Raw genomic sequence first — 18389 nt, 5'->3', positions numbered from 1 at the left:
GGCGCGCCTCATCCACGCCTGCTGCGAGCTGGTCGTTGCCGGGGTTCAGGCCGGCGTGTCCTCGTCGGGGACGAACGCCTCCCCGTGGCCGGGGACGATCAGGGCGGGGGCGAGGTCGAGGATCTTCCGGCGGGAGACGCGCAGGCTCTCGTTGTCGTCGGAGGTGGGGTCTTCGGCGGGGCCGGTGGCGCTCCACCAGGCGTGGGTGAAGACGATCCTGCCCTCGTCGGTCTCCGCGAGGGTGCTGATGTCCTGCGGGGTGTGGCCGGGAGTCTCGATCAGCCGGATCGAAGGTGAGAGCTGGTAGCCGTCGGCGGGGCGGTCGTACCAGAGACCGCCGTGGTAGATGGCCCAGACGTCGTGGGCCCGCGCGTGGGGGAACAGGGCGGCGTTGAGGGTGTGGTCGGGGTGGTGGTGGCTGAAGACCAAGTCGGTCACCTGCTCCGGGCTCAGGCCGGCGTGGGCGAGCGGGTCGAGGATGCGCCTGCGGTCGTCGACCATGCCGGGGTCGACGACGATGGCGTGGCCACCGTCGCGCAGCAGCGAGACGGTCGAGGCGACGTGCCAAGGCTTCTCGAAGCCGTCCCGGTCGGCGTTGCGCGGATCGCGGACGTCGTAGCCGGACGTCAGCAGGGTGAACGTGGCGGTCATCGGACGCGGTACTCCTTAGCGGTGGAGGGATGGCAGTCCCGGTCGCGGGGCGGGGTGCCCGTTCCCCGGGGTGAGGTTGTGAGGCCGCAGGCCGCGGCGTGCGCGGTGGGGTCGGCCGGGTTGCTCGGACCCGCTCACGGTCCTCACGGTACAGGGTGGCGATATCCGTGACAAACGGCTATGGTCACGGATAAACATCAGTACGTCCGTGAGGTCGCGCCGTGCTGCGGCACCTCCACGGCCGGGCATCACCGCACCGGAAACTCCCCGAAGGAAACCTCGTGAACGACCCGATCAAGGGCGCGGTCCGCGGACGCGCGCCCGCACCGCTGTCCGTCCTCGACACCGCGCTGGCCGGCCGCGGCATCAGCGCCACCGACTCGCTGTCCGGCAGCATCGCGCTGGCCCGTCTCGCCGATCAGCGCGGTTTCACCCGGTACTGGGTGACCGAACACCACTCCATGCCAGGGGTGTCCGCCTCCAGCCCCGCCGTGCTGCTCGCCCGGCTCACGGCGCACACGACGCGACTGCGGCTCGGTGCGGGAGGGGTGATGCTGCCCAACCACCCACCGTTGATCGTCGCCGAGCAGTACGGCCTGCTCCAGGCCCTCGCCCCGGGGCGGATCGACCTCGGTCTCGGGCGCGCCCCCGGCACCAACCCGGCCACCGCCGACGCCTTGCGCCGCGGGAGCTCGGCCGACGACTTCCCGCGGCAGGTCCTCGAGCTCCTGCACTTCCTCTACGACGACTTCCCCGATCAGCACTCGTACCGAGAGCGCGTCTACGCGGTGCCCGGACCGGGTCAGGACAGGGAGAACGACGTCGCGCGGCCGGTCGGCCGCCCGCCGGTCTGGTTGCTGGGCTCGTCCGGTTACTCTGCTCAGCTGGCCGCGCACCTCGGCCTTGCCTTCGCCTTCGCCGCTCAGTTCTCCCCGGACGGCGTCGCACCGGCGCTCCAGCTCTACCGCGACCGGTTCACCCCGTCGGCGGCTCTCGACGAACCGTACGCACTCGTCAGTGTCAGCGTCATGGCAGCCGACGACGAGTCCGAGGCCCAGCGGCAGACGCGCAGCTACGCCCACGCGATGATGCGCATGCTGCAGGGCAAGTCGTTCCTGTTGCCCACTCCGGACGAAGCCGCGTCCTACCCCTACGCGCAGGCGGAGCGGCAGGTGCTCGATCACTGGACCGGCAGCGTCCTGCACGGCACGCCCGATCACGTCACCGCGCTCGTGAACCGACTGCACGAGCAAGCCCGCCCTGACGAGATCATGTTCGGCTCCGTCGGGCACACCCCGCAGGCTCTGCTGCGTTCCACGGAACTCCTCGCCGATGCCTACGCGATGCCGTTCACCCAGCCTGCCGCCACGCCCTGATTCGTCCGCACCCCGAAACCCGGGATGCCGCGCGTTTTTCGCGCTGCGTCGAACAGTCGCGGAGGCGCACGCCCCCGACCTCACCGGACATGGAGACACCATGCACAACGCCGCATCCACGCCGCGCCCGCAGGCGGACACCACGCCGACCGCGCGCTCGACGGTCGAGACGCAGCAGCGCACCCTCCGGATCCTGCTGGCCTCCCAGATCTTCAGCGGAGTGGGGCTGGCGGCCGGGGTCACCGTCGGCGCGCTCCTGGTCCAGGACATGCTCCACTCCACCGCCCTGGCTGGACTGCCCAGCGCGCTTCTCACCGCGGGCTCGGCCGTCGCCGCCGTGAGCATCGGCCGCCTCTCCCACGCCCGGGGCCGCCGCCCCGGGTTGGCCGCGGGTTACCTCGCCGGTGCGCTAGGCGGTGCCGGAGTCGTCGCCGCAGCCGGGCTCGACCTCCCGGCCCTGCTGTTGGTCTCGCTGTTCCTCTACGGCGCCGGCACGGCGGCCAACCTCCAGGCCCGCTACGCCGGGACCGATCTGGCGGCTGCCGGAAATCGAGCGCGCGCCGTATCGACTGTCCTGGTCGCGACCACCTTGGGTGGTGTCGTCGGTCCCAACCTCGTCGCTCCCGCTGGTCACCTCGCCACTGCTCTCGGCCTGCCCCCGCTGACGGGCCTTTTCCTCATCTCCGCTGCCGCGTTCTTCGTCGCCGCGCTGGTCCTGATCCTCTGGTTGCGCCCGGATCCCCTCGTGCTCGCCCGCTCGCTGCCCGCCGAAGACGAGGTAGGCGTTGGCGCGGTGCCCGAGGGCGCGCAGCCCGTCGAGCGCCGCAGTCCCGATCTGTGGCTCGGCGTCCTGGTGATGGTCCTCAGCCAACTCGTCATGGTCGCGATCATGACGATGACCCCGGTGCACATGCACGATCACGGCCACAGCGCCGCAGCTTCCGGTCTCGTCATCGCCCTGCACGTCGGCGCGATGTACCTCCCCTCGCCGCTCACCGGAGCGCTGACCGACCGCTTCGGTCCAACCGCCGCGGTCGCCGCCTCCGGCCTGACCTTGCTGTCCGCCGGGATCATCGCCGCCGCCTCGCCCGACGACTCCGTCGTCCTGCTGACCCTGGCCTTGGTGCTGCTCGGTCTCGGTTGGAACTTCGGCCTCGTCAGTGGCACCGCCATCATCACCGACGCCGTGCCGATCGCCACTCGCGCGAAGACCCAGGGCGTGGTCGATGTCGCCGTTGCAATCGCCGGCGCCACGGGCGGCATCGCCTCCGGCGCCGTGGTCGCGGCGACCGGCTATCCGCTGCTCGCCCTGGGCGGTGCCGCGCTCTCGCTCCTCACCGTTCCCGCCGTCATCGCCGTCTCCACGAAGCGCGGGTCCCGCGCGTGAATCACGGCGTGGTGGTGAAGCGGTGGCGGTAGGAGGTGGGGGTGGTGTTGTAGTGCTTGACGAAGTTCTGCCGGAAGGTCACGGCGCTGGCGAACCCGCAGGTTTCTGCGATGCGGGTGACGCTCCAGGTGGTCGTCTCCAGGAGTCGGCGCGCTTCGTCGAGGCGGTGGGTCAGCACCCATCGCGCGGGGCTCATGCCGGTGGTGCCGCGAAAGAGGCGGGTGAAGTTCCGCGGGCTCATCGACGCGTGGGCGGCCAGGTCCTCGACGGTGAGCGGTCGGTTGAGGTTCGCCAGCGCCCACGTGATGGTCGCACCCATGGGGCCGTCGTCGCTGCTGGAGAGCGGTCGTTCGATGTACTGGGCCTGGTCGCCGTCGCGGTGCGGGGCGATGACGAGGTGGCGGGCGATGGTAGTGGCAGCGGTCGATCCGAGCCGGGCCCGGACGAGGTGGAGACAGGCGTCGAGCGCGGAGGCGGTGCCCGCCGAGGTGAGCACGTCTCCGTGGTCGAGGTAGAGCGCATCGGCCTGGACCTGCACGGTGGGGTGCTGTTCGGCCAACTCTTCGGCGGCGGCCCAGTGGGTGGTCGCGGTGCGGCCGTCGAGAACACCGCTGGCGGCCACCGGGAATGCCCCGAGACAGAGCCCGATGATCGTTGCGCCCCGGCCGTGCGCCTCGCGGATGCGGTCGAGGAAACCCGGCTCGGGGTCGGGCAGGTGCGCGGGCCAGGACGGGAACACGAGCACGTCGGCCGACGTCGTCGCGTCGAGGCCGGCGAGGTCGTCGATGACGACGCCTTCGTCGGCGCGCACGGGACGTCCATCGGAGCTCCAGACGGTCGTACTCCAACCTTCGGCGAGGTTCTGCCGGGACACTTCGCCGAAGGTGAGCAGCGGCGCTGCGAGGTGGAACGTGGTGATCCCGTCGAAGGCGTGGATCGCAATCCGCATGGTTGGCCTGATTTCATCGAAGAGCGGCATTTCTGCCACTCACGGTACCGGAGCGTCGGCCAGCACGATGGACGGTGATGGTGCAACCGGCCGTCACACCCACCGCCCAGGAGGAATTCTCAGTGAACACCCCACGCCGAGCCCTCGTCGTCATCGACGCCCAGCAGGAGTACTTCCAAGGGCCGCTGGCCGTCCAGCACCCGCCCCGGGACGAATCGCTGGCTCGGATCGCGCGTGCGATGGACGCCGCCGCCGACGCAGGACTGCCGGTGATCACGGTTCAGCACGAAACGCCGGAAGACGCGCCAATTTTCGCGGCAGGCTCGGAGGGGTGGAAGCTGCACCCCGAGGTCGAGCGCCGCGCCGGATCGGCGTCGAAGCACGTGATCAAGGGCTTCTCCAGCGTGTTCACCGCCGGTGAGCTCACCGAGTGGCTGCGCGCCAACGGAATCGACACGCTCACGCTGGTCGGGTACATGACGAACAACTGCGTGCTGGCCACGGCTGCGGCCGCCGAACCGCTCGGCTTCGCCGTCGAGGTGCTCTCGGACGCCACCGGCGCCATCCACCTGGCGAACGAGGCGGGCAAGGTCTCGGCCCAGCAGGTGCACGAAACGCTGATGGTCTTGCTGCACTCCAACTGGGCCGCGGTCACCGACACCGGCACCTGGACCGCGGCGGTGTCGGCTCACCAGCCCCTGGACAAGAGCGACCTCGGAACATCAGCCGTGCATGGCCAAACCGCACACTAAGCAGATCGGACAGCCTCGCCCGCGACGTCCCGACGAGCACAAGCAGTGGATGGTCGAGCTGGCCCGGACCCGCAGCGCCTGCGGCCGGTGGGGCAGCTACCGCGCGGTCTTCCTCGAGTGGTTCCGGCAGTACGTCGACCTCGAAACCGACGCCAGCGACCTGCGGCAGGTCCAGTCGGAACTCGTACCGGGCATCCTGCAAACCGAGGCCTACATCCGGGCGCTCCACGCGTCATGGCCGCGAGCCGGGCGACCCGCAGGGCGCCCGGACGCTGGCTACTGCATTGATCCATGAGCTCGTCGTGTGGGAGTGGATGGTTCTCGGCGAGGTCGGGGGTTCGGGATTCAAGCCATGGCAGGAGTCGCCGGCCGACGCGGCAGCTCGTGTGATCCGCGATCTTGATGCCGTTGACTGGAACGTTGTCGACAACGTGGTTGCCTGGTTCGACAACACCGACAAGGACAATCAGCGCGCTGACGAATTGTAGGACCGCCTCGGTGGACCGTTGTATTGGTGTGCCCGAGGGGGTCAGCGCGGGTCAGAGGCTGGCGGGATGGTCTCCGGTCAGGGGCGGTGGTGGCCTAGGTAGTTGAGCGCGGCCGTGCGCAATGAGAGCCTGCACCCGTTCGATGGGTACGGATCCGGTCTTTTCGTCGCGGTGGCGCACCACGTTGCGTCCGCCTGGGAATCCGGGCACGTGCTCCAGGAGTGGTGAGATGCAGAACTTGCGTCAAGCGGTCGTGTTGCGCTTTGGCGCTCGTACTCGTCGAGTCGGTGCGAGGCCGACTACTCGTGTGGTCGCTCGGGGTACCCAAGGATGCGTTGAGACGCATGGTTTTCTCGCGGAAAGCCGTTGTTTAGGCGTGTGGATGTGAATACTCCTACTCCTCACCGTTTTTCGTGCTCGTAAGGGGTGCGACGCCGTTTTCCGGGCATGCGTACGAACACGAAACGGTGTCCCCGAGCGGTCGCGGGGGTGTGAGCACGGTGAGAACCCGCCGAAGGTGGTTATGTGGTGTGCAGGTTCGCGTTCGCCGATGACGCACACACCCGCCGAGGCGCGGGCCGGTGTCCCGGTCAGCCGTTGTGCTGGCCGGGACTCCTCGGGGTGTGCCGGGCGTGAACGGGGGAGCGAGGATGGACGTTGACGGGGCCGTCGAGCACGGGCTGCACCGCTACGCGAGGCTGGCTCTTGAGGCCCTCGGGTCGTGCGGTGACGGTTACCTCGCGCAGACCGAGCCTGTTGGCATGCTCTACGTTCCGCTGGAGCAGCTGGCTGCCCCACGTCCCGGACCGGGATGCCGCACTGGCATGGAGCGAGGACACCGGCTGGTCGCTCTGCGTGGAAACGGGCGACGGACCGGCGCAGGTGTTGACCGTGCTGGTCTACCTCGGCCAGGACGTTCTGCCCGCGCCCCGGGTGGTCGCCAGCTTCGTCGAGGCCGCTGCGGCCGAGTTTTCCGGGCACAGCACTGTTTCGCCCCGGCTGCGCGCCGCGGGTGCCGAGGACGACCTTCCGCACCGCCTCGCTGCCTACGCGGTCCCGTGCAGGCACGCCCCGCCGTCCCCACCGCTGGCCGGGCATTCCTGATCTTGTGCGGCACGCTTTCGTCTCGGCCATCTCAGTGCGGCTCCGTTGGTGGTGTGCTCGGGGGCCTGGTCAGGCGGCGACAGACGCGGTGCGGTGAGGTACGGGCGGGGTCTCTCGTTCGGGTCGACTTCCGGATCTCGTTCGGCGACACCGGGGCGGTGCGAGAAGCTCGAGGTGAGCGGCGGATCCCAGCAGATCTTCTGCTCGGTCGCGGAGGTTCCGGGTGGTGGCACCCCCGGGGCCTCCGTTGGGTTTCGCGCCACCGCGAAGGGTCAGTCGGCGCGGTGGTGGGGGCCGTGGCAGCGGGGCACGGTCAGGCGGATGGTGCCGGTATGCGGCGTGGTGCGGAGCACTGTGGCGTGTCCCCAGCGCACACAGTCTACGGAGGTCTCCGAGCTGCCGGTGAGCGAGATCCACCGGGGCATCGTGTCCGGTTCGGCTTGGCCGGGTGCGGTCATCTCCGCTCCATTTCGGTGTCCAGCGCGGCGTTGAGCGCGGTGACGCGGGGGAGGTCGTCGAGACCGACCACGTCGAGGGCGCGGCCGACGGCGTGCTCGGTGACCACCACGCGCAGGTCCTGGCCTTGGTGCTGGGTGGACAGGCGCGCGCGGCACAGCACTTCCAGCGCTCCCACGCATAGGAAGCTCACCTGCCTCAGATCTAGCACGATGACTCGCACCGTCCCCCGTGTCCGGGTCAGCAGGACTTCCGCGAAGCCGTCGATGCCTGCGGCGTCGATCTCTCCGCAGGCGGTCACGACCGCGGTGCCGGTGTCGGGGTGGTCGACCGCCAAGTCCAGTCGCTTCGCGGTGGCGGCCCGGGGGCCGGGGGAGGCCGCCGCTCCTGCTGTCGGGTTTTCCTGATGGTGCGGGTGGGAACGTGTCAGCATGCGTTGTCCTTTCTGCCTTCACGCTCCCGGCCTGAACGCGAAAGGACCGCCCGGCAAGGAAGCGTGATCGCACAGGGCTGGACTCTCAACCACAGTTCACCCGGCCGTGTACCCACCGAGGCGGCGGCTCACACAGGACCGGGACACCAGGCGGGCTCGGTTCCGAGGCCGTACGGGGGAGGGTGTGGGCGCTGGGGTCGCGTCCGCGCCACCCACACGCGACCCCAGCGCCCGTGGCGGGGCCCCTCATCGCCTCCGCCCGTGTCCGCGGCGGCACCGGACTGTACGCCGCGGACTCTCCGGATCATCGCCTCATCCGGGCGGTAGCGCACCGTGCCCACCACGAACGGATGGAGCTGTGCTGCACTGCTTTTCGGCGGCCACGTCGGTGCAGCGGGTGAGCGTGTCGCGGCGAGGCGCCCGGCGGGCGGGGTCGGCGAACCGGTCGACCAGGGCGTGATGGCCGTGCTCGGGTAGTCCAGTCCCGTGTCCGGGCAGACGCCGTGATCGGTTACCCACACCTCCACGGCGCTCGCGCCGGGTCGGAACCTCGCCTGAAGATCCAGGGTCCCGGTGCTGTCTGGATAGGCGTGGGCGGCGACATTGGCCAGCGCTTCATAGCTGACCAGCACCAGCCGTTCGACCTGCTCGGCGTTCAACCCCGCCTGTCCGGCCCAGCCAGCCAGCGCCCGACGCATCGGCGGGAACCGGCCCGGCACGGCCGGGATGCTCCGGCCACCAGTTCCTGTTCCGCCGAAGCAGGATTGAGCCCGCGTTCGGAGGTACCGTCCGCACGCATCCGGTCCTCCCCGCCTCGGGTTCCGGTACTGGCCAGGTACCCGGCCGGTTCGGCCGAGCACCCAGCCGACGCGGGTCACGGGTTACTGGGTGGCCAGCGCCTCGTCGCGGCTGGCGCACACACCCAGCTTGCGGTCCAGCCCGGTGAGCTGCAACGGACGCGCGATCGCGCTGTGCGGGGCGACCACCCGCAGCGTGGTCTGGCTTCGGGCCTGCTCGTAGGCGGCGACCAGCGCCGACAATCCCGCGGAGGCGAACAACGCCACCTCGGTCAGGTCCACCACCAACCTCGCGGGCCGCTGGTCCAGTGCCGCGGTCAGCTCGGCTTGGAGCCGGGGTGCGGTCACCATGTCGATCTCCCCGGACACCGCCAGCACCCCCGCTTCGCCCTCCCAGTGCAGGTCAAAGCTCGCGTCTTCCACGCTCGGCTGGTTCTCGGCATGCATGCCGCGACTATCGCACACCCGCACCGCGCCGCCTGGCACGTCCGCACCACGCCTCCGTCCTCTCCGGGAGGCGGCCCGCTAGCAGATGCTGTACGGGGCTTTCGTGACGGCGGGACAACCCGTCCGCTGACTGATAGGAACAGCACCGAGCAGGCGCACGCACCACTATCAGGCCTATGCGAAGAGTACGGGGTGACGGCGGTGCCGGAATATGGCGGGGACGGCCTGGCAGTGGCGTTCGCGCACATGTCGCGGGATCTGCTCGCCCAGGGATCGCTGCAGGCCACGCTCGACCGCGTTTGCGAGCACGCCGTGGAACTGGTCGAGGGTTGCGAGTCCGCCGGGATCATGGTGCTGCACCGCAAAGGCCGGGTCGAAACCGCCGCCGCGACCGATGACCTGGCGCGGGAATCCGATCAGATCCAGGCCGATCTCGACGAGGTCCCTGCCTGGACGCCGCCGCGCGATCGATCCAGGGGTACCGCATCGCCGACATGGCCGGTGCCGGACAGAGGTGGCAACACTACGCGCCTCGAGTCCGCGAACTGGGCATCGGCAGCATGATGGGCTTGTGCTCTACGCCGACGAGGACGAACTCGGCTCCCCGAACATCTACTCGACCCACCGCGACGTTTTCAGCGACGCTCCGCTGCGTCGCGAGGCGGGACAGTTCCTGGGTGGGCTCCCACAGGTTCTGCGACCGGTCGCGGGGCAGGCCTTCGTTCACGGCGTCGGCGAACTCGGCGAGGCAGTCGGTCAGCGACCGGCTCAGCGACCGGACGTTGTCCTCGGCCGGCTGGTAGCGCAACGGCGGCACGAGCACGAGGTTGGTGACCACCCCGAGCACCACCAGCCCGCACAGCACCCCGAGCTGGATCCAGCTCGCGCGCCAGTCGGTGGCCTGGGCGAAGTACTGGTAGGCGAACATCACCGCCACCGCCACCGCCACCGCCACCGCCACCGCCACCGCCACCGCCACCGCCACCTGCCAGCCGTGGCTGCCCAGCCGCCGCCACTGCCCGATGAGCAGGGCGACGAGCACGATCAGCGGGAAGGTGAGCATGCCCTCGCCCAGCAGCGTGGTGAGCGCTCCGGCCAGGCGGGTCCTCGACGCCGGACTCCACGTCGGCCACGTGCTGTCCGGCTCGCCCTTGGTCCAGGCCCTCGACTTCATCACCAGCCACGGCGCGACGAACCTCGGCATCCGGGATCGCTACGGCATCCAGGAGGGCAAGCCGGCCAACTGCATCGTGCTCGACTGCACCACCGACCACGAGGCCGTGCAATACCAGCCGGAGGTCCTGTATTCGCCGCACAACGGGAAGGACGTCTTCACCCGCCAGCCTGGCTCCTACATCACGACGATGAACGGGTTCGCACCCAGTGAGCCGGCCTGCCGCGGGCGGCTCGCGGGAGGCGCACTCGGAACGTCCGGCGCATCGACGCAGCGAGCGCCTGGCACCGGAGGCCCCTACTTCGCCTTCGGAGCGACCTCGGCATCCTCTCGTGCCCTGGCAGGGATGAAGCGCAGCAGGGGACACGTCAGCATGCTGAGCGTGAAGATCGCGAGGCCGATCGCCGAAACCGGCGTCATGTCGTACGTGCCACCGAGGTACAGCATCGGCATGATCAGAGCCGCTACCAGGGTCGCCCATGCTTGGATCCGTGCAGTGCGGTGCATCGCAGCCACCTCCGTCGTCATCGCTTTTCAGACCAGGAACGCCAGGGTCGCCAGCCCGAGGATCACGGTGACGACGAGGGTGAACGGCAACGTTCGGCGCAGCACCTGGCCTTCCTGCCCCGCGATCCCCGCCGTCGTGGTGCCGAGCAGGATCTTGCTGGGCGACATCACCGTCCCGGTCGCTGCACCGGCGGTCTGCGCGCTGAGGACCCCGCTCGTGCTCAGATGCGCAGCGTTGGCCGTCGTCTCCTGGAAGGAACCGAACAGCAGATTGCTCGACATGTTCGAGCCCGTGATGAAGCTGCCGAACACGCCGATGAACGGGGCCAGCAGCACGTAGACACCACCGGTCCAGGCAGCGACCTGGGTCGCCAGCACGTTCGCCTGGCCGGAGGCCTGCATGACGGCCGCCATCCCGACCAGCGTGATCACCGCGATGGTCGGTGCGATGGATTTCTCCACGGTATTGCTCAGGATTCCCCGCCACGCCCCGTAGGCCAGGTAGCCCTTCCTCCGGTAGGCGAAGTAGCTGATCGCTGCGGTGATCAGCAGCAATGTCCCCGCGTGGGTGAGGAACACGAACTGCTCGCTCGACGACGCGGTCTCGAACCCGAGGCCGGTCATGACAGCCGGGAAATCCAGCGTGATCGTCGGCTTGCTGAGCACATCCGTGAGCGGAGGAACCATCAGGACGGTGATCGTGACCGCCAGGAGCGTGTAATAGGGGATGAACGCGGTGTTCAGCGTCATCGTGGCGGCCTGACCCCGTACTGCGGTCGGGGGGCCCTCCTCCCGCATCCCGCCGGGTCCTGGTGCGGACGATTCAGGGACGCCACCGTCGCTGCGGGAAGTACCCGATCCCTGCTGGAACATCGGACTGTTGCTCACCCGGGTGGGCCTTCGATACATCGGCAGCTTCGCCAGAGCCGGGACGATGACGAGAGCGAGCAAACCGCCGGCGAACCCGTTGAGGGTGGGATTCCACTGCGCGAGGGCGAGCGTGACACCGGCCTGCGCCAGCGAAATGACGACCACCGCGGGCAGACCCTCCCAGAGGCCTCGCCACTTGCCGTAGAGCCAGCACATCGTCAGACCACCGGCCACGGTGAGAACCGCGAGCAACATCGAGGTCTGCAGTGCGGTGGCACCCTTCTGCGCAGCCGACAGGCTCGTCACCTGCTCCAAACCGAGCCAAGCGGCGCCGAGCGTGCCGAACGTGTTGTTCCACGCCTGTCCGAGCAGCGCGACCACCACCGCGTACGCCGGTCGCACCCCGAGGCCGACGAGGAGCGGTGCGCACACCGCGACCGGCACGCCGAAACCCGTGATGCCCTGCAGGAAACCGGCGAACACCCATCCGATGACCATGACCTGCAGGAGCGGGTGGGAAAAGATCCGGGTCATCCCGCGCTGGAACGGGTCGAACGCCTGCGCGTGGTTCGCGACTTCATAGATGAGGATCGCAGCGAGGACGATGTAGACGATGGTGACGGACTCCACCACTCCTTTCACGGTTTCCATGCCCACCGCTTCGACGGGAAGCCGGAAGACGAACAGCGCGATGAGTGCCGTGGCCAGCCATCCCAGGACACCGGACTCGGCGGCGCCCCATCGGCGCAGCACCATCAGAAACAGCAGCAATGCCAGGGGGACGACCGAGACCACCCACATCCAGATGCCGGCATGGAGTTCCACGCTGAGCCCCTCTCACCAGTGTTCCGGTAGCGTCGTCGGCGTCACCAGCCGAGGGCGAGTCCCTCGCCACGCGGGTCGGCACCACCCATCAGCACGTCACCGGCGATGCGGATCGCTTGCGCGTGCCCCATCGCGCCGTCCCAGCTGGCCACGGTGCGCACCGGATGGCCCTGGATCTGCAACGCGCCCACGGTCGCCTCCGGAAATCGGTCTTCGACGCGCAGGTCACGCCGGGAGTCCCCCCACGTTCGGCCGTAGAGCCAGCGCGGCGCGTCGATGGCGGCCTGCACGTCGTAGCCGAAGTCGACCATGCGCGTCACCAGTGCGGTCGAGGTCTGCGGTTGTCCCTCCCCACCCATGGTTCCGTAGACCATCTCCGGCTTGCCGTCGTGGAACAGCATTCCCGGCATGAGGGTGTGGAACGTCCGCTTCTTCGGTTCGAGGCGGTTGGGGTGCTCGTCGTCCAGCGAGAAGAACGATCCGCGGTTCTGCAGCAACACCCCGGTATCGCCGGCGATGAACCCCGAGCCGAACTCGTGGTAGAGGCTCTGGATGACCGAGACCGCATTGCCCGCCGAGTCCACGACGACGCTGCACGTGGTGTCACCGCCCATCCGCGCCGTCGGTACCGGTGGGGTGACGGCTTCGTGACGCAACCGCCGGCTCAGTTCAGCGGCGTACTCCTTGGACAGCAGCTGCCCCAGCGGAACCTCCTGGAAATCCGGGTCCGTGAGGTATCTGTCGCGGTCGGCGAACGCGAGCTTGGTCGCTTCGACCAGCAGGTGCACGTAGGCCGGGTCCCGGTCTCCCATCGTGGTCAGGTCGGTGTTCTCGATGATGTTCAGCGTCATCAGGTGCGAGAAGCCCTGTGAGTTCGGTGGGTTCTGGTAGCACCGATAGCCGCGGTAGGTGGTGGAGATCGGCGCGACCCAGTCGGATCGGTGCTCGGCGAGGTCCTCGACGGTGAGCAGACCGCCGGCCTGCTGCACGGATCGCGCGATCTCCGCGGCGACCGGACCCTCGTAGAAGCCCTTCCGGCCGTGCTGGGCCACCTCCTGGAGCGTTTCGGCCAGCCGCGGTAGCGCCAGCACATCACCCATGGCGGGCGGCCGCCCGAGCGGGAGCATCGTGCTGCGGGTCAACGGATGGGCGCCCAGCACCTCGGCCACTTCCATGGCGCAGACCGCGTGGCCGCCGCAGACGGCGAAACCGCCCTTGGCGTAACCGATCGCGACCTGCAGGAGCTGGGACAAGGGCAGTCTGCCGTACCGCGCGTGAGCGCTGCACCAGCTGTCGACAGCGCCGGGCACGTTGATCGCGGCAAGTGGCCCGCGGGCGGGGATCGCCCGGTGGCCACGCCCGCGGAAGAATTCACGCGTCGCCTGCGCGCTGGATCGCCCGCTGCCGTTGAGCGCCTGGACCGAGCCCGAGGCGGCGTCGTAGACGAGCCAGAGCGCATCGCCTCCTGGGCCAGTCATGTGCGGATAGACCACGCCGAGGGTGGAATTCACCGCGATGGCCGCATCGACAGCGGTGCCCCCTTGCTGCAGCACCTGAACCCCAGCGGAGGAGGCGAGGTAGTGGGGAGAACTCACCATGCCGTTGCGCGCCAGAGCGACCGGCCGAGTGGTGTGCGTCATGCCATGCCCTCCTGAACAGGTCGTGATCAGATCGGTTTGGCAACCAGACCGGTATGAAAAGCAGACCGGCCAGGGCATTGAAGCAGCCGATGTGTGATACACGCAACAGTGGGCGAGCGATGTCCGTTGGACGAGGCCCGGTTGCAACGGACGTCCGTGCCCGCGCGACCACCGCCTTGGCACGAGGCGACATCAGCTGCGGCACGCCCGGAAGTCCGGAACGCACGCCGTACCATCGCTCTGTGGCCGCCAAGGATCCGAACCCGCCGGGACTGAACATCCAGCCCGTCACGCGCCTGCGGGCTCACGAAGAAGTAGCGCGCCAGCTGCGCGATCTCGTGGAAGCCGGCACGTTGAGCCCTGGTACCCAACTGCCACCGGAACGGGACTTGGCACAGCGATTCGGCGTCAGCCGCGCCACGATGCGCCAAGCGCTGTCCGCGTTGCAGAGCGCCGGGCTGATCGAAAGCCGCGTCGGCAAGGGGACGTTCACCCGGTTGGAAGAGGGCGCCACCGCCAACGTCAGCCGCCTCGCGGGCGCCCTGCGAGGCGGCGTGCACGACCAACTGCACCTCCGGAGGCTGCTCGAACCGCAGATCGCACGGGAGGCGGCGAGCCATTCCGCCTCCTCCGATCTGGAACATCTGCGTCAATGCCTCGCTCGGCAGGAAAAGTGCTCGGACGTCGAGAAGTTCATCGAGGAAGACAGCACCTTCCACCTCGCCATCGCCCATGCCACCGGCAACCTGCTCGTCGTGAAGATGGTGGAAGACATCCACGAACTGCTGCGCGACAGCCGTGAGCGATCGTTGACGGCCGACGGCGGTGTCGCGCGCTCCCTGGAGGGCCATCGGCGAATCACCGAAGCCATTCTGGGCGGGGACGGTGACGCCGCCTATGACTCGATGATGGCGCACCTGCTCGACGTCGAACGGCTGAACCTGGAAACCGCCACGCGGTCGAACCGCTCAGTCACCCGTGCTCACGACCGGGAGCCGCAGGGGAACGAGGACCCCGGCTGACGAGCCGGCACCTCGTGGTTCCCGTCCCGCCGGAACCGGGCAAAGTCACGTCCCTGCGCCTTCCTGGGCCCCGCCTCGACGAGGGCAGCCGCGCACCACTGCGGCGAGTCGCCACGTCGAGGTTGCCGGGCAGCCGCACCGATGCTGGGAAGCACCTCGCGAGGACAACTGCGCGGTGCGCCGGCAGCTCCGCGCGTCCGCCTCTCACGAGGCTTCGCCCATGCGCGCGACTTCGGGTGCTACCACCTGGGGATCCCAGGCCGGCATCGTGGCCAGCAGATCCGTCGCGGCGTGGATGGCGCGCAACGTGGGCGCCTCGGCTCCGGTCATGTCGGCGATCTCGACCACAGCGGCAACCACCGCGTCGAGCTCCATCTGCTTGCCCGCCTCGAGGTCCTGCAGCATGGAAGTCTTGTGCTGTCCGACCCGCTCGGCGCCGGCCAGCCGCTTCTCGATCGAGATGTCCGGGTGCGAGCCGACCCGTGCGGCGATGTCGAGCGTTTCGGCCATCATCCGGGCCACCAGCTGCCTGGTACCGCGATGCCGGCAGATCTCGGCCATTGTCGCCCGGGTGAGGGCGCTGACCGGGTTGAACGCGACATTGCCCATCAGCTTGATCCAGACGTCATTGCGAATATCGGCCTCCACCGGGCACTTCAACCCGCCCGCGGTCATCATCCTGCTGAATTCGAGGCATCGCTGCGAGATGCTCCCGCCAGGCTCACCGATGGAGAAGCGCGTTCCCTCCAGGTGCCGGATCACCCCGGGTGACTCGATCACGGCTGCGGGATACACGACGCAGCCGATCGCACGCTCGGGGTCGAGCACTTCGGTGGTCGCACCGCCGGGGTCGACGGCTTCGATGCGCTGCCCCTCGTAGGGGCCCGCCAGGTGATGGAAGTACCACCAAGGAATGCCGTTCTGGCCGGCGATCAGAGCCGTTCGCTCACCCAGCAGCGGACGCACGAGAGAACCTGCCGTGGCGTACGAGTGCGCCTTCAACCCGAGGAACACGTAATCGACGGGCCCGACCTCATCGGGGTCGCCGGTGGCGTGCGGGCGCGCCGTGAAATCACCGCGCGGACTTCTGACCTGAACCCCGTCGCGGCGTAGCGCCTGAAGGTGCGGGCCTCGAGCGATGAGGTGCACCTCGGCACCTCCGCGGTGCAGTGCCGCTCCGACATAGGCGCCGATGGCACCTGCCCCGAGAACTGCGATCTTCACGAGTGTCCCCTCCCGCCTTCTTGCATACTGTATGCACTTCGAGCGTACTTATGATTGCATACAGTATGCCGCTAGGCTAGCATCAGATGGCCATCACTGGCGGCGTGGCAGCACGCGGCAAGGAGACAGTCCATGGACCTTTTCGAACACCAGGCACGCGATCTCTTCGCGGCCCACGACGTCCCGGTCCTGGCCGGTATCACCGCCAACACCGCAGAGCAGGCCAGATCAGCAGCTGAACAGCTCACCGGCAAGGTGGTCATCAAGGCCCAGGTCAAGACCGGGGGCCGTGGCAAGGCCGGCGGCGTGAAACTCGCGGAAGACCCGTCCGACGCCCACGAGAAGGCGAAGTCGGTCCTGGGCATGGACATCAGGGGCCACCGGGTGCGAGACGTACTGGTCACCGAGGCATGTGACGTGGTCGAGGAGTACTACTTCTCCTTCCTGCTGGACCGCGCCAATCGCACCTTCCTGGCGCTGGCCTCCGCCGAGGGCGGTGTGGACATCGAACAACTCGCCGCGGAACGGCCGGAATCCCTGGCCAGAGTTCCGGTGGACCGCCACGTGGGCGTCGACGCCGCCAAGGCGCGCAAGATCGTCGAGGCCGCGAAGTTCCCGGCCGAGATCGCCGAGTCCGCTGCCGATGTCGTGGTTCAGCTCTGGGAAGTCTTCATCGCCGCGGATGCCACCCTGGTCGAAGTGAACCCGCTGGTACGGAATCAGCGCAACAGGATCATCGCGCTCGACGGCAAGGTGACGCTGGACGAGAACGCGGCTTTCCGCCAGCCCGCGCACGCCGAGTTGGTCGACAAGGAGGCCGAGGACCCGCTGGAGGCCAAGGCCAAGGCGAAGGACCTCAACTACGTCAAGCTGGACGGTCAGGTCGGCATCATCGGCAACGGCGCCGGACTCGTCATGTCCACCTTGGACGTCGTCGCCTACGCCGGTGAGGCCCACCAGGGCGTCAAGCCGGCGAACTTCCTGGACATCGGCGGCGGTGCGTCCGCCGAGGTGATGGCCGCGGGCCTCGACGTGATCCTGGGCGACCCGGACGTCAAGTCGGTGTTCGTCAACGTCTTCGGCGGTATCACCGCCTGCGACGCGGTGGCCAACGGCATCGTCCAGGCGTTGGAGATCCTGGGCGACGAGGCCACCAAGCCGCTGGTCGTCCGCCTCGACGGCAACAACGTCGAGGAAGGCCGTCGCATCCTGGCCGAGGCGAACCACCCGGTCGTGACGATGGTCGACACCATGGACGGCGCGGCCGACAAGGCCGCCGAGCTGGCTGCGGGGGCGTGAGACCGATGGCTATCTTCCTCAACGAGAACAGCAAGGTCATCGTCCAGGGCATCACCGGCTCCGAGGGCACCAAGCACACCGCCCGGATGCTGCGCTCCGGCACCAACATCGTCGGCGGCGTGAACGCCCGCAAGGCCGGGCAGACCGTCGAGATCGAGGGCAAGGAGCTCACGGTCTTCGGCAGCGTCGGCGAGGCGATGAAGGAGACCGGCGCCGACGTGTCGGTCGTGTTCGTGCCGCCGAAGTTCGCCAAGGACGCCGTGATCGAGGCGATCGACGCCGAGATCGGCCTCGCCGTGGTCATCACCGAGGGCATCCCGGTGCACGACTCGGCGTACTTCTGGGCGCACGCCTGCGCCACCGGCAACAAGACCCGGATCATCGGGCCGAACTGCCCCGGCATCATCTCGCCCGGCAAGTCCAACGCGGGCATCATCCCGGCCGACATCACCGGCGAGGGCAGGATCGGCCTGGTGTCCAAGTCGGGCACGCTGACCTACCAGATGATGTACGAGCTGCGCGACATCGGCTTCTCCTCCTGCGTCGGCATCGGCGGTGACCCGATCATCGGCACCACCCACATCGACGCGCTCCAGGCGTTCCAGGACGACCCGGAGACCGAGGCCATCGTGATGATCGGCGAGATCGGCGGCGACGCCGAGGAGCGCGCGGCCGAGTACATCAAGGCCAACATCACCAAGCCGGTCGTCGGCTACGTCGCGGGCTTCACCGCGCCGGAGGGCAAGACGATGGGCCACGCGGGCGCGATCGTCTCCGGTTCGTCGGGCACCGCCCAGGCGAAGAAGGAGGCGCTGGAGGCCGCGGGCGTCAAGGTCGGCAAGACGCCGAGCGAGACCGCCGGGCTGATGCGCTCGATCATCAGCTGAACAGCAAGCCGGTGCTCTGCCCGGTGCGGACGGAAGCTCGTTCCCGTTCGGGCGTTCCCGAGACCGGGCGACGTTCGCGGCCGGTGACGATTTCCGCGCCG

At 68.8% G+C, this 18389-nt stretch carries 20 protein-coding genes; 10 read left to right on the top strand and 10 right to left on the bottom strand.

Annotated features, from left to right (window positions below; all coding sequences use genetic code 11):
- Positions 1-45: 45 nt before the first annotated feature.
- On the bottom strand, positions 46-651 hold the full coding sequence (locus ACQP0T_RS18495) for an MBL fold metallo-hydrolase (protein WP_433869222.1): 606 nt from the start codon (positions 649-651) through the stop codon (positions 46-48).
- Positions 652-932: 281 nt separating this feature from the next.
- Between ACQP0T_RS18495 and ACQP0T_RS18490 the strand changes: the two genes are divergently transcribed.
- Positions 933-2027: an LLM class flavin-dependent oxidoreductase gene (locus ACQP0T_RS18490; protein ID WP_433869221.1), complete on the top strand. Its 1095-nt coding sequence runs from the start codon at positions 933-935 to the stop codon at positions 2025-2027.
- A 100-nt stretch (positions 2028-2127) separates the two neighbouring features.
- Positions 2128-3414, top strand: coding sequence for an MFS transporter (locus ACQP0T_RS18485; RefSeq protein WP_433869220.1), 1287 nt, complete (start codon positions 2128-2130; stop codon positions 3412-3414).
- Position 3415: 1 nt separating this feature from the next.
- Here the strand turns inward: ACQP0T_RS18485 and ACQP0T_RS18480 are convergent, their stop codons facing one another.
- Positions 3416-4363: a GlxA family transcriptional regulator gene (locus ACQP0T_RS18480; RefSeq protein ID WP_433869219.1), complete on the bottom strand. Its 948-nt coding sequence runs from the start codon at positions 4361-4363 to the stop codon at positions 3416-3418.
- Between the two features lie 77 nt (positions 4364-4440).
- Here ACQP0T_RS18480 and ACQP0T_RS18475 point away from each other — a divergent pair, with 77 nt between their 5' ends.
- The 4 genes from ACQP0T_RS18475 (at position 4441) to ACQP0T_RS18460 (ending at position 6707) form a co-directional block, all read left to right on the top strand.
- Positions 4441-5115 (top strand): isochorismatase family protein, encoded by a 675-nt coding sequence (locus tag ACQP0T_RS18475; RefSeq protein ID WP_433869218.1) that lies wholly within the window; start codon positions 4441-4443, stop codon positions 5113-5115.
- A gap of 49 nt (positions 5116-5164) precedes the next feature.
- Positions 5165-5410 carry a Scr1 family TA system antitoxin-like transcriptional regulator gene (locus ACQP0T_RS18470; protein ID WP_433869217.1) on the top strand — a complete coding sequence of 82 codons (246 nt, stop codon included), beginning with the start codon at positions 5165-5167 and terminating at the stop codon, positions 5408-5410.
- 7 nt (positions 5411-5417) lie between these two features.
- Positions 5418-5603 (top strand): hypothetical protein, encoded by a 186-nt coding sequence (locus ACQP0T_RS18465; protein ID WP_433869216.1) that lies wholly within the window; start codon positions 5418-5420, stop codon positions 5601-5603.
- A 726-nt stretch (positions 5604-6329) separates the two neighbouring features.
- On the top strand, positions 6330-6707 hold the full coding sequence (locus ACQP0T_RS18460) for a DUF6292 family protein (protein WP_433869215.1): 378 nt from the start codon (positions 6330-6332) through the stop codon (positions 6705-6707).
- Between the two features lie 454 nt (positions 6708-7161).
- On the opposite strand, the gene ACQP0T_RS18455 is transcribed toward ACQP0T_RS18460, so the two are convergent.
- The 3 genes from ACQP0T_RS18455 to ACQP0T_RS18445 all read right to left on the bottom strand — a co-directional run bounded on the left by ACQP0T_RS18455 (position 7162) and on the right by ACQP0T_RS18445 (position 8840).
- On the bottom strand, positions 7162-7500 hold the full coding sequence (locus tag ACQP0T_RS18455; protein WP_433869214.1) for an STAS domain-containing protein: 339 nt from the start codon (positions 7498-7500) through the stop codon (positions 7162-7164).
- A 224-nt stretch (positions 7501-7724) separates the two neighbouring features.
- Positions 7725-8315: an ATP-binding protein gene (locus tag ACQP0T_RS18450; RefSeq protein WP_433869213.1), complete on the bottom strand. Its 591-nt coding sequence runs from the start codon at positions 8313-8315 to the stop codon at positions 7725-7727.
- A gap of 162 nt (positions 8316-8477) precedes the next feature.
- Positions 8478-8840: an STAS domain-containing protein gene (locus tag ACQP0T_RS18445; protein WP_433869212.1), complete on the bottom strand. Its 363-nt coding sequence runs from the start codon at positions 8838-8840 to the stop codon at positions 8478-8480.
- A 192-nt stretch (positions 8841-9032) separates the two neighbouring features.
- Between ACQP0T_RS18445 and ACQP0T_RS18440 the strand changes: the two genes are divergently transcribed.
- Positions 9033-9404 carry a hypothetical protein gene (locus ACQP0T_RS18440; protein WP_433869211.1) on the top strand — a complete coding sequence of 124 codons (372 nt, stop codon included), beginning with the start codon at positions 9033-9035 and terminating at the stop codon, positions 9402-9404.
- On the opposite strand, the gene ACQP0T_RS18435 is transcribed toward ACQP0T_RS18440, so the two are convergent.
- The 4 genes from ACQP0T_RS18435 to ggt form a co-directional block, all read right to left on the bottom strand.
- Entirely contained in the window at positions 9364-10044 is a 681-nt protein-coding gene (locus tag ACQP0T_RS18435) for a hypothetical protein (protein WP_433869210.1), read from the bottom strand. The two genes, ACQP0T_RS18440 and ACQP0T_RS18435, sit on opposite strands and share 41 nt — an antisense overlap.
- 267 nt (positions 10045-10311) lie before the next feature.
- Positions 10312-10521, bottom strand: coding sequence for a hypothetical protein (locus ACQP0T_RS18430; RefSeq protein ID WP_433869209.1), 210 nt, complete (start codon positions 10519-10521; stop codon positions 10312-10314).
- Between the two features lie 27 nt (positions 10522-10548).
- Positions 10549-12216, bottom strand: coding sequence for an L-lactate permease (locus tag ACQP0T_RS18425; protein ID WP_433869208.1), 1668 nt, complete (start codon positions 12214-12216; stop codon positions 10549-10551).
- Between the two features lie 41 nt (positions 12217-12257).
- A complete protein-coding gene (gene ggt, locus ACQP0T_RS18420; protein WP_433869207.1) occupies positions 12258-13856 on the bottom strand; it encodes a gamma-glutamyltransferase in 1599 nt (532 codons plus the stop codon).
- Between the two features lie 242 nt (positions 13857-14098).
- Between ggt and ACQP0T_RS18415 the strand changes: the two genes are divergently transcribed.
- A complete protein-coding gene (locus tag ACQP0T_RS18415; protein ID WP_433869206.1) occupies positions 14099-14878 on the top strand; it encodes a FadR/GntR family transcriptional regulator in 780 nt (259 codons plus the stop codon).
- A 204-nt stretch (positions 14879-15082) separates the two neighbouring features.
- Here the strand turns inward: ACQP0T_RS18415 and ACQP0T_RS18410 are convergent, their stop codons facing one another.
- Positions 15083-16102: a 2-dehydropantoate 2-reductase gene (locus tag ACQP0T_RS18410; protein ID WP_433869205.1), complete on the bottom strand. Its 1020-nt coding sequence runs from the start codon at positions 16100-16102 to the stop codon at positions 15083-15085.
- Positions 16103-16198: 96 nt separating this feature from the next.
- On the opposite strand from ACQP0T_RS18410, the gene sucC reads away from it, so the two are divergent.
- Positions 16199-17401 (top strand): ADP-forming succinate--CoA ligase subunit beta, encoded by a 1203-nt coding sequence (gene sucC / locus ACQP0T_RS18405; RefSeq protein ID WP_433873767.1) that lies wholly within the window; start codon positions 16199-16201, stop codon positions 17399-17401.
- Between the two features lie 5 nt (positions 17402-17406).
- The gene (sucD, locus tag ACQP0T_RS18400) at positions 17407-18288 is read left to right on the top strand and encodes a succinate--CoA ligase subunit alpha (RefSeq protein ID WP_433869204.1); all 882 of its coding nucleotides are present in this window, start codon (positions 17407-17409) and stop codon (positions 18286-18288) included.
- Positions 18289-18389: the final 101 nt, after the last annotated feature.

The organism is Saccharopolyspora sp. CA-218241, from assembly GCF_050954615.1.
GTDB lineage: Bacteria > Actinomycetota > Actinomycetes > Mycobacteriales > Pseudonocardiaceae > Saccharopolyspora > Saccharopolyspora cebuensis.
Note: the sequence above shows the minus strand (reverse complement) of the source record. Positions and strands in the feature narration are given on the sequence as shown.

Coding starts and splice junctions, on each gene's coding strand:
- ACQP0T_RS18445 (WP_433869212.1), bottom strand. CDS start 8,840: ATGCATGCCGAGAACCAGCCGAGCGTGGAAGACGCGAGCTTTGACCTG.
- ACQP0T_RS18435 (WP_433869210.1), bottom strand. CDS start 10,044: ATGCCGAGGTTCGTCGCGCCGTGGCTGGTGATGAAGTCGAGGGCCTGG.
- ggt (WP_433869207.1), bottom strand. CDS start 13,856: ATGACGCACACCACTCGGCCGGTCGCTCTGGCGCGCAACGGCATGGTG.
- ACQP0T_RS18495 (WP_433869222.1), bottom strand. CDS start 651: ATGACCGCCACGTTCACCCTGCTGACGTCCGGCTACGACGTCCGCGAT.
- ACQP0T_RS18485 (WP_433869220.1), top strand. CDS start 2,128: ATGCACAACGCCGCATCCACGCCGCGCCCGCAGGCGGACACCACGCCG.
- sucD (WP_433869204.1), top strand. CDS start 17,407: ATGGCTATCTTCCTCAACGAGAACAGCAAGGTCATCGTCCAGGGCATC.
- ACQP0T_RS18475 (WP_433869218.1), top strand. CDS start 4,441: ATGGTGCAACCGGCCGTCACACCCACCGCCCAGGAGGAATTCTCAGTG.
- ACQP0T_RS18480 (WP_433869219.1), bottom strand. CDS start 4,363: ATGCGGATTGCGATCCACGCCTTCGACGGGATCACCACGTTCCACCTC.
- ACQP0T_RS18430 (WP_433869209.1), bottom strand. CDS start 10,521: ATGCACCGCACTGCACGGATCCAAGCATGGGCGACCCTGGTAGCGGCT.
- ACQP0T_RS18470 (WP_433869217.1), top strand. CDS start 5,165: ATGGTCGAGCTGGCCCGGACCCGCAGCGCCTGCGGCCGGTGGGGCAGC.